Origin of the sequence: uncultured Candidatus Kuenenia sp., assembly GCF_900696675.1 — a bacterium.
Lineage (GTDB): Bacteria > Planctomycetota > Brocadiia > Brocadiales > Brocadiaceae > Kuenenia > Kuenenia stuttgartiensis_A.
The window spans coordinates 1-9627 of sequence record NZ_CAADGZ010000127.1 but is presented as its reverse complement, the minus strand read 5'-3'; the positions used below and the strand labels follow the sequence as shown (position 1 = coordinate 9627).

The 9627-nt window shown below is 37.2% G+C and carries 9 protein-coding genes; 2 read left to right on the top strand and 7 right to left on the bottom strand.

All coding sequences use genetic code 11. From position 1 onward, the window contains the following. Positions 1–194: 194 nt before the first annotated feature. Positions 195–1046, top strand: a complete 852-nt coding sequence (locus tag QZT26_RS14530) for a hypothetical protein (protein WP_295103169.1) — start codon at positions 195–197, stop codon at positions 1044–1046. Positions 1047–1166: 120 nt separating this feature from the next. Next, the gene (locus QZT26_RS14525; RefSeq protein WP_295103167.1) at positions 1167–1745 is read left to right on the top strand and encodes a transposase; all 579 of its coding nucleotides are present in this window, start codon (positions 1167–1169) and stop codon (positions 1743–1745) included. A gap of 358 nt (positions 1746–2103) precedes the next feature. Here the strand turns inward: QZT26_RS14525 and QZT26_RS14520 are convergent, their stop codons facing one another. From QZT26_RS14520 to QZT26_RS14490, 7 genes are all read right to left on the bottom strand, one after another. Further along, complete coding sequence (locus QZT26_RS14520; protein ID WP_169704409.1) at positions 2104–2358, bottom strand: DUF262 domain-containing protein; 255 nt, start codon at positions 2356–2358, stop codon at positions 2104–2106. Between the two features lie 143 nt (positions 2359–2501). Then, entirely contained in the window at positions 2502–2978 is a 477-nt protein-coding gene (locus QZT26_RS14515) for a hypothetical protein (RefSeq protein WP_169704410.1), read from the bottom strand. A gap of 20 nt (positions 2979–2998) precedes the next feature. Beyond that, positions 2999–3295, bottom strand: a complete 297-nt coding sequence (locus QZT26_RS14510; RefSeq protein ID WP_295103161.1) for a hypothetical protein — start codon at positions 3293–3295, stop codon at positions 2999–3001. A gap of 146 nt (positions 3296–3441) precedes the next feature. Next, positions 3442–6582: a carboxypeptidase regulatory-like domain-containing protein gene (locus QZT26_RS14505; RefSeq protein WP_295103158.1), complete on the bottom strand. Its 3141-nt coding sequence runs from the start codon at positions 6580–6582 to the stop codon at positions 3442–3444. After that, entirely contained in the window at positions 6566–7123 is a 558-nt protein-coding gene (locus tag QZT26_RS14500; RefSeq protein WP_169704412.1) for a HEPN domain-containing protein, read from the bottom strand. Before QZT26_RS14500 ends, QZT26_RS14505 begins: the two co-directional genes overlap by 17 nt. Before the next feature lie 3 nt (positions 7124–7126). After that, the gene (locus QZT26_RS14495; RefSeq protein ID WP_169704413.1) at positions 7127–8305 is read right to left on the bottom strand and encodes a DUF262 domain-containing protein; all 1179 of its coding nucleotides are present in this window, start codon (positions 8303–8305) and stop codon (positions 7127–7129) included. A gap of 96 nt (positions 8306–8401) precedes the next feature. Next, positions 8402–9505 carry a carboxypeptidase regulatory-like domain-containing protein gene (locus QZT26_RS14490; protein ID WP_295103154.1) on the bottom strand — a complete coding sequence of 368 codons (1104 nt, stop codon included), beginning with the start codon at positions 9503–9505 and terminating at the stop codon, positions 8402–8404. Positions 9506–9627 lie beyond the last annotated feature (122 nt).

The window sequence follows — 9627 nt, the reverse complement described above, 5'->3', positions numbered from 1 at the left end:
TGTTTAAAGTAGTACAATAGCGCTACCACAATTGCTAAAAAACGGATATCTGTTATCGCTTTTTGCCAATCTTGGTAGTGGAAAATACTGATTTTCGCATTGCGAAAATCGTTTGCAGGATTTAGGATTCATATGTAATATGGAACCAAGACTATGAACGTTGTATTGAATTAGCCCAGCAGGTAACAAGTGCTTTGGCGGGAGATGCCTTAAAAGGTTTAAGGGGCTTCTGGTATTATTTGGCAGGAGCCGCATCTCAACTTACACATAGACAACTTGACAATGAAGCTTACCAAGCAAAAGCTGAGGAACTTTACACAAGAGCTTCAGCTTGTCTCCCTGCTGTTACATGGCTTCGCGCACTCATGGTTTCTTCAAAAACAGAAAAAAAAGAAGAGCGCGATACTGATGATATTTTATTGGACACAAATGTAGAACGTATTGAAATGTTGTTTGATAGTCGTTCTTTTGCCTTAGCTCATAATTTCGAAAATATGGCTAAAAAAATACTTGAAGGACTTGACTCAGACAACAGTGGAGTTTTCGAAGAAGCCCACCGGCTTTTAGGAGAATTATTGGGGTTCGAATCAGGGAATTCTAGCGGGCATGCTACGCCTGACCCTTGGTGGATTTCAAATGGTACTTTATGTTTGGTAGCTGAAGACAAAAGCGACTCAAAACCGGACCATGCTGTACCTGTTAAGCATGTACGACAGGCTGCATCACACGCAAAATGGATCAGAGATAATATTGAAATGAATGATGATGCTGAAATCCACACAGTAATGATAACAACACAGGCAAAAATACATCGAGACGTCCCTACATATGCAGATAATGTTGGTTGGTGGCATATTGACGATTTCCGTAATTGGGCACTTGATGCAATTAACGTGCTCCGAAGAATAAGAGCTATATATTCTGGACCTGGTCAAGGATCATGGAGAGCAATGACTCGCGAGCATCTCCTGAAGAACCATCTCGACCCAAGATCCATAGTAGCAAAGGCAACTCAAACATTGTTGCGAGACGTTGAAAATGAATGAAAATTTCAGCTAACAAAAGCATTCACCAGACGGCAGGAAGCATGGCGGCGCTGACGCGGCAGGAGAAAATAGAGAGAAAATAGGGACAGCGACTATTTATCATTGACAAGTCAAGATAAAATGTTAAATGTTTATATTATGCCACGAATTGCAAGAATTGTAGCCTCCGGTTATCCACATCATGTAACTCAAAGAGGAAACTATCTACAGCCTGTTTTTGAAGATGAATCAAATTTCAGGCAATATCTTCAATGGCGACAGGAATACAGTACAAAATATACCTTAAAGATTTGGGCATATTGTCTTATGACTAATCATGTTCATTTTGTTTGTGTACCTGAGAAAGAGGATTCACTTGCACGCTCATTTAATACACTGCATATGAGGTACTCACAGTATTTCAATCAGAAAAGGAAATTGAAAGGACACCTCTGGCAGGGAAGATATTACTCTTGTATCATTGATGAAAGACATCTTTATGCGGCAGTGAGATATGTGGAAACTAACCCTGTTCGAGTCGGTATAGTAAGAAAGCCACACAAATACCAATGGTCGAGTGCGGGCAGTCATGTGAATAATGAGGCAAGTCCTATCTTGTCTCAAGATTGTTATCTGGGAAAAGAGATAGACGATTGGTCGGAATATTTAAAGGAAAAAGAGGAAGAACAAGCCATAGAGAACATAAAGAGTGTTCGATGACAGGAAGACCGTGTGGTAAGGCGGTGTCAATAAATAAAGGTATCATATCGATTAATGCGTTGAGGGGTGAATGAACGTAAAATCAGCATAAAGTTGCTACCTTTATTTATTGACAACTCCCAATGATAGTTTTATGAAAAAAATTGAAACATTATTTGGAAGAAGGTTAAGGGCTCTTCCATGGGGAAAACCAAAGAAAACCAATAAATAGTCGCTGTCCCTATTTCACGATGTTTCTCCTTGTCGTCTACGCAATGTTTAAAGACTATTGTGAGAAGAATAGGGACACTTCCCATATTTCTTGCTTGATCTGGTGGAATAATAAGGGAAGTGTCCCTATATTACCCATATTACCTTGCTAACCATCTATTATTATATGTGCTGGAACAGCATTTCCATAAGTTCCGCGAATTTGATCAAGCACTAACGCACCGAGAAAATGAGGAGCAACGTCACGATTTTCTAATTTAGCACAGGCTTTGGATTTTATATCTTCCCAAAGGGGTTCCCACTGCGCTTCTTTTGACCAAACATATTGCCTCTGAAACAAGGGCACAAGATACCGACGTTTACTGTCGAATACATCAAAAATTGATTTTGAGTGTACTTGCAAATGAACCTCCTTGTTGATCGTTTATTTTGTCTTAATTATCATTCTTATCTTCGTACAACGCCTAGCATCAGCAGACGCAAAAAGCAGAGCGACGATAGGAGCGGCGCTTTTTTCGGTCGGCTTGGATGCGTTTGTTAGCCAAGTCAATATTCTTCGACCGTACCATCAGCAAAAAGGATCTTCTTGGCCTCGAATATGATCTTCAGATTTTCCTGCTCTGCCGATCTTAGTCTCTGGTGACGATCAATGAACTGATTAAAATCTAGCTGACCATCCCACTGCATAACCGAATCCACAGAAACAGGATTATTGATCGCGAGAGACGCGCCCAGAACCTTATTATCAAGCAGATCAGTAAAAGTTAGTTGGCCGTCGAAGGCTCGAATGTTCTTCCCTGTTAGATTCTTGAACGCCACAGTAAAGGTAATTGCGTCGCTCGGGATTCCAGCACGGTAATTTGGTTCCATGAAGCCCTTTTTTACCAATGACACGGAGAAAGGCGCTTGACGCTTTCTCTCCGGCTTGTATTCTTTTTCGCTAGGGCTGTCGTTCGATGGTTTGCTATTACCTCCAAATGCTGTCAATAAGCTCCGTTGCATTTCTTCGGCGGCGGTCGTCATCGTTTGCCGCAATTCGTATTTTATATGTTCACGCCCTGCGAAATATCCAACAACCCAACAACCAAACAAACAAAGCTGACCAGCAACAACTTCACTGGTGGACTTATGGGGCGTCTAGAGCTGGTTTCAGGTTCTTTTCGTTTAGCAGCATGATTGCTTACGGATTCTGTAGAAGAATGCGATGAACTTGAAACCTTTGCATAAGCCACCCCACACGCCGGACATTGCCACTCCGGCGCGGAATCTGTTGCCTTTCTTTCATATCCGCATTTTGGACATTTTCTTGCCATGTTCGCTTCCTTCTGCCTGGCTAACATTCATTTTTATCCTTATTCTATAAATGTCGGAATCTGTATGGGTCACACCTTGATCTGTGATTATCTGACAGCAATGATGAATACCATACACACTAATCAGGGTGCAACCCCATTCCCTTAACCGACCCCCTTGTTACTGAAAATAATCACTTTTCCTCCAACAACATCTCAATCTCCTTTTCCTCTCCTGTTTCTATATTTACGTTATAGATTGATTTGTAATAGCCTTTTTTCTTGGCAGTAATTTTGTAAGTATCAGCATCAAGATCATTCAATTCAAAATACCCTTCTTTGTTTGTTTTGACAACTTCCTTGTAATTTGAATTCTTACCCTTACACCTTACTTTTGCTTTTTTGACAGGACTATTTGTTTCATCCGCGACATACCCGAATATTTTGCCTTTCGATGTGACTGGTGTGGGCGTTGTTGATGGTATAGGGTTGCCTGAAGGCGAAGAAACAGGAGTTGGGATTGTTGCTGCACGTAATAGCGTAAAATCGGCTTGAGTTGTTTCGCCTGCCTTTACCGTTACCGTTTGTGATACTGACCCATAGCCTTCCGCTAAAGCAGTCAATATATAGATCCCTTCCGCAACATCGTTCAATTGATAGATGCCATTAGAACCCGTTTTTGTTGAATATCCTCCCGTATCTGTTGATACTGTTGCATTTGCAATTGGTTTTCCATCTGTGTCAACCACACTTCCAAATAGAGCGCCCAGTTTTGTTGGTGTTGGTATACTTGTTGGTATAACTAGCGGAGTTGGTGTAGTTTTTGGTGTTGATATGGGTGTGGGTGTAAGTGTAGACACAATGACTGGTGTTGGAGTTTGAATTAATGTTGGTATTGGCGTTGATGTTGATTCTGCGGTAACGGAAACTTCCTCTTCCGCTGAATACCAACTTTCATTACCATTTGTCATGTTTTCATTAGTTATCGTATCTTCAGTATCATTAGAAATGTCATAATCAATATCATAAGCAGTAACGGCTACATAATATTTGGTATTATCAAGGTCTGTAATTGTGTATTTAGTTACATTTCCGGCATCTATCGAATTCTCATAAATATAACCTGAGCTTGTACCCCAATATATTTTGTAACCTGCCACATCAGATTCTGGGTTTGAAGTCCAATTCAGTGTAATCGAATTATTGCTGCCAGAAACTGAAATGACTGAAGGAGGGGATATAGGGGCATCTATAATAATGTCTGTTTCAAATGGCTCATAGTCCACAAATCCTTTATCACTATCATCTGCCCAGTCATATATCTGTTTTTCTATATCAGAAATGTTTGTGCTTCCCCACCAATTGTTTTGGGCATTGACATCATTTGACCCATAACTGTTATCATTGTACAGCTCATACTTAGCAGTATTATTAAAAATGTTATTGTAGTTTAAAGAAATATCATCCTTTACGTTAATTATATAACTGTCTGAAGTCTCTTCTGAATTGTTATCTGTAATTGTATTATTTTTTATAGTAGTACCATTAGACCCAGAAATATAAATACCGGCTGCGACTGAATAGTTAGAAGTCGTATTTCTAATAATGTGATTTACAGAAATTTCAAATGAATCCCCATCGCTACAAGTTATTCCTGCTGCACCACCCTCTCCATAAGTGCCAGACACGCTATTATCACATATAATATTATTTGTAATATCAGTATTACCCGAAGATACAATACCACTATTATTATTAAATATCATATTGCTAGAAATAGTACTTCTTTTATTATTTGAACTAGATATAAAAATAGTACCATAGCCACTTTCATTATTATTTAAAATATTATTGTAAATTGTCGTTTCAGCATAACTACAAATTCCATTACTGTCATTTCCGCTAATTGTGTTATTATAAATGCTTATGAGCCCGCCATTATTTCCTGGAATATATATACCGCTACCGTCATTTCCGCTAATTGTGTTATTATAAATGCTTATGTGCCCGCCATTATTTCCTGGAATATATATACCTCCTCCGTCTGCACGTCCAGAAAATGCACTGTTATTATTAATTTTATTATAGTAAATGGAAATTATGTCATCTTGATTATTACTATAAAGATAGATTCCACCGCCATCAAACCCCCATGAACCATCATATGATGTTTTATTATCCTCTATAGTGCAATCAGATATAGTAACAGTCATTTGTTCTATAGAGCCACTAATATAAATTCCTCCTCCAGCTCCATACGGGATATTATTATTTATTACACAAGCTGTAATCTTAAAAACACCAGATACATTATATGCATAAATACCAGAAGCATAATTGTTTTGAATTGTACAATGATTTATATAAGGATTAGTTCCATCAATAATTACAGCACCATCGCCAAGATCGTCAGAACCACTAGCATTTTCTATTACGCAATATTCAAGTATCGACCCATCCTCGTAATTTCCATTACTATCAAAGGTTGCGCCAATACTGGTATTACTAAAGTAAATATAATTCCAATAGTCATCGTCTTTTTTGGAGCTAGTGGTAAATATAATTTCTTTTCCTTCTTTCCCTCTTGCAACTATTTGTCCTTCAATTTGAAGTGCTTTGCCTTCCTCAAGTTTTATGGTAACCCCTTCCTCTATCGTTAATGTAATACCTTCATTTACAAGAATATTTCCGGTCACAAGATATGGGCTATTTTCTTTTTTCCATGTTGTATCAGAAGTTATTTTGCCAGATACTTCTGTTGAAACAGTAGAAGGTGTTGGCGTTACGGAAGGCGTTGGCGATGCTGATAATGAACCTGCTACAACTTCTGCGGTATCTTCGACTACAGAAATACCCCCAGAAGCATCAGGATCATCTGTAAACGTAACGGTAATTGTATCGCCAACTCCAGCACCAATATTTGCATTTATTATAGTGCTAGCACCACCCATTCCAATAGTACCTAAAAAAGAACCTGTATCATTTCCTGTTTCAATTAAGCGCAAAGTAGTACTTTCCCAACCAGATATGGTTATATTAACGAGATTTTGTGAACTTGAACTACTGTTTACATCAGGATCATATAATGAAACTACTGCACGTCCTTCACTTGTTTCTTCATCAATTATTGCCTCTAAAATTTCTAGATTAGCATCGTAATCAGATATTGCAGTGGAAACATTGAAAAATAAACAAATTGATACTATTGCATAAAATAATGTGATTTTCATAAATATTGCCCTTTCCAAATTGGGATAAAAGTTTATAGACAAAAATAGTGTGTGCATTATAGACAATGTAATTTCATTTTTAATTTCCTTAACAAGTCCCTTCAATAGCTGATTTCTTTTCGGAATATTCTTGCAGTTTATTGGGAAAGACTTTTACAAAAAACAAAGCTTGTTTATATAATTCATAAATCTCTTCAGCAGTATTTTCTAAAGGAAAAATCGCAAAATTCTGATGGACAAGTTCATTCCGAAAGTTTCCTAATTTGAGAAATGCTTGAATAGCATTTTCCAGTTGTTTGTCTGCGCGAACTTCCTTTTGCATGAAATCTTTAAATTCATCACCAAACAGCCCAAAAAAACTATTGGCATTATTTGCTTTCCAAGAAAAATATGTATGATACTGCCGCTCTATTGCTTTATTTTCAATGAAGCGTAAGACCAATTCTGTATAATTTGTTTTTTCCTGAAAAAAATTCCTTAAGCTTTCTTTTAGAACAGCCTCAAAATAACTTGCTGCAGATAACAATAATGTTTTTCGAAAATTATCGTCGACATTGCTTTGAAAAGATATTTCACCGTTCTTCTTAAGGTAATCAAGCAACTCACGATTATCATTATAAAGGCGGTCAATAACAGTTATCTCCATTGTTTACTCTATTATTTTAATAATTTCGCTTGCTCGTTTCAGTCGCGTCAAAAGGTTAGATTTGCTGGTCGTTGTTTTTTCAGCTGCTGCTAAAAATTTACTATCAGTCTTCATTTGACTGACAGAGCCAGGGTCAATCTTCCCTACAACCATCTTTTTGTTGGCGTAAGCCTCTTTGCATGTTGTAGCAAATATTGACTCAAACAATGTGATACTGAAACGTTTTACGGTACTTTGAAATGCATCGTTGGACAGATTTATGCAACTTTCAAGAAACGATTCAAAAAGGGACTCGAAATATTTTACACCTTCATTTTCATAATCCCTTGCGTGTAACGAAAAAGCATTAAGGAATTTGACCATTGATGGATTATATTTATCCCCATTAATTAGCATTGCAAAACCACGAAGTAGAAATTCAATGTCCTTCATATGAAGGTCTGGTTCAGTAATTCCTGTGAGACGACGCCATTCCTTTTTTATGTTCACGCGATAAAGCATGTCGTAAAAAATAGAGTGATACAGGCTCATTCTTATCTCTTGAGGCATTAGGTTAATTCCACCCGAGTTTAAGCGATTGAAAATTTCATAAATTGCAGAATTGTCATCTTTAGGAGAAACCTGCTTTACGATTACGCTTCGGATTGGGCGTAAATCAAATGCAGACCGATATTCACTGAGCGTAGAATAATTGAGGCGACTAAACTTGTTTCGCTGGTTTGGAAGCTGTTCCGGAAGATTCAGGTTGAATTTTGTAAAATAATGGTCGTTTTCAAGTATTTCATCTGGAATTTTACCATGTTCATCGAATATCCGACGTAGCTCTGTCCGTTTTTCTTTTTTTGGAAATCTTTGCTTGATAAAATAGTAAATTGACATTAATCGTTGTTGCCCATCTATCACCAAGAACCTGTTACGCGATTCTTCATACAAAAAGATTTGCGGTACAGGAAGACCAATGATCATGGACTCAATTAGTTTTGATGCTCGCTTAAGGTCCCAAACATAATTTCGTTGAAACCCTGGAATCTTCACAGTCCCAGATTCAATGAAATTGAATAAAGTAATAACATTGAAATCGTTTGGAGATGCGGTGAGTTCATACTCATGGAGTGGATATTCCCATTCTTCATAAGTGCTTTCATCATCATACCAAGACTCTTGATCTGTTCGATTTTCCATTATTTCCTCCATTAATAATTTCTTTACAATACGATAAAAATATTAACTCCACTATGTTCTGTTGTTAGTAATCTTTCAAACATTTCATATTATTTATTACTTTTCTTCCAACACAATCTCAACCTCTTTTTCTTTACCTGCATCAAGGTTCACGTTATATTTCGATTTATAGTAGCCTTTTGTCTTTGCGACAATTTTATAAGTGTCAGCATCGAGGTTATTAAATTCAAAATATCCTTTTTTGTTTGTATATTCTTTCACGTTAACCCCTGTATTTTTACCTTTACATGTTACTTTTACAGATTCAATGGAAGTGTTGTGTTCGTCCATAACATAGCCGAATATTTTGCCTTTCAATGTTGTTAACTCTGAATAAGTGACAGTAATCGTATACGATGCAGAATTCCCTGCATTGTCTTTTGCAGTAACAGTAATTACATTTTCAACATCCACCAGTAAACCGATATTTGAAATACTCCAACTGGTAGTGCCGCTTGCCGTGCCGCTTCCGCCCTTATTGTTTTCCCATTTTACTGTTGAAATGCCACTTGTTGCATCAGAAGCATTGCCCCATACACTTACTACACTTATATTGGTTGAATAGGTATCGTTTGTCGTTGGGCTGATAATGTTTATTTCGGGAGACGTTGTATCGAGTATGATAGAATCACTGTACGTATCTGAAATATTACCTGTATCGTCCTTGTACCAGACATATATTGTATTGGTACCATCGCCATCGCTTAAAGTATAAGAAACATCAAAATCAAAACTTGTCGTTGAATATATTGATATCCAGTCTGGAATAGTCGAGGAAGGAATTATTGGGTTGTCAGATATGTAATAACCTGCTACACCTATATTGTCATTTGCAGCCAGACTTACTGTGACAGATGTAGAATTAGTATATGTATCACCATTGTTAATACTTATTGAACCATTAGGTGGTGTAGTATCATCTTCTGTGAAAAAATTCCAAGTGTAATCTGAGTTTATAGCATTGCCTACTATATCTTTTACATCTGTTGTTATTCGTGCCATATAATTAGTGGAATATAACAAGTTGTTCGATGGTATAAATGTAGCTTTAAAGGTATTACTGTCATAAGTCACTGAACCATTAACTTCGTCACCATTACTACTTACAATAAAACTGACTGTGTTAATTGTAGAAGAGTCTATTGCCTCATTAAAACCCATGTTCCGGAAAGAAATTACTAAAGTCAAATTTGGCAAACACTTATAAACATTGATTCTGCGACTACATGTCTTTTGGAAGTCTTTTAATTACTGGCCGAAAACAACATTGGACATTCCAAGTT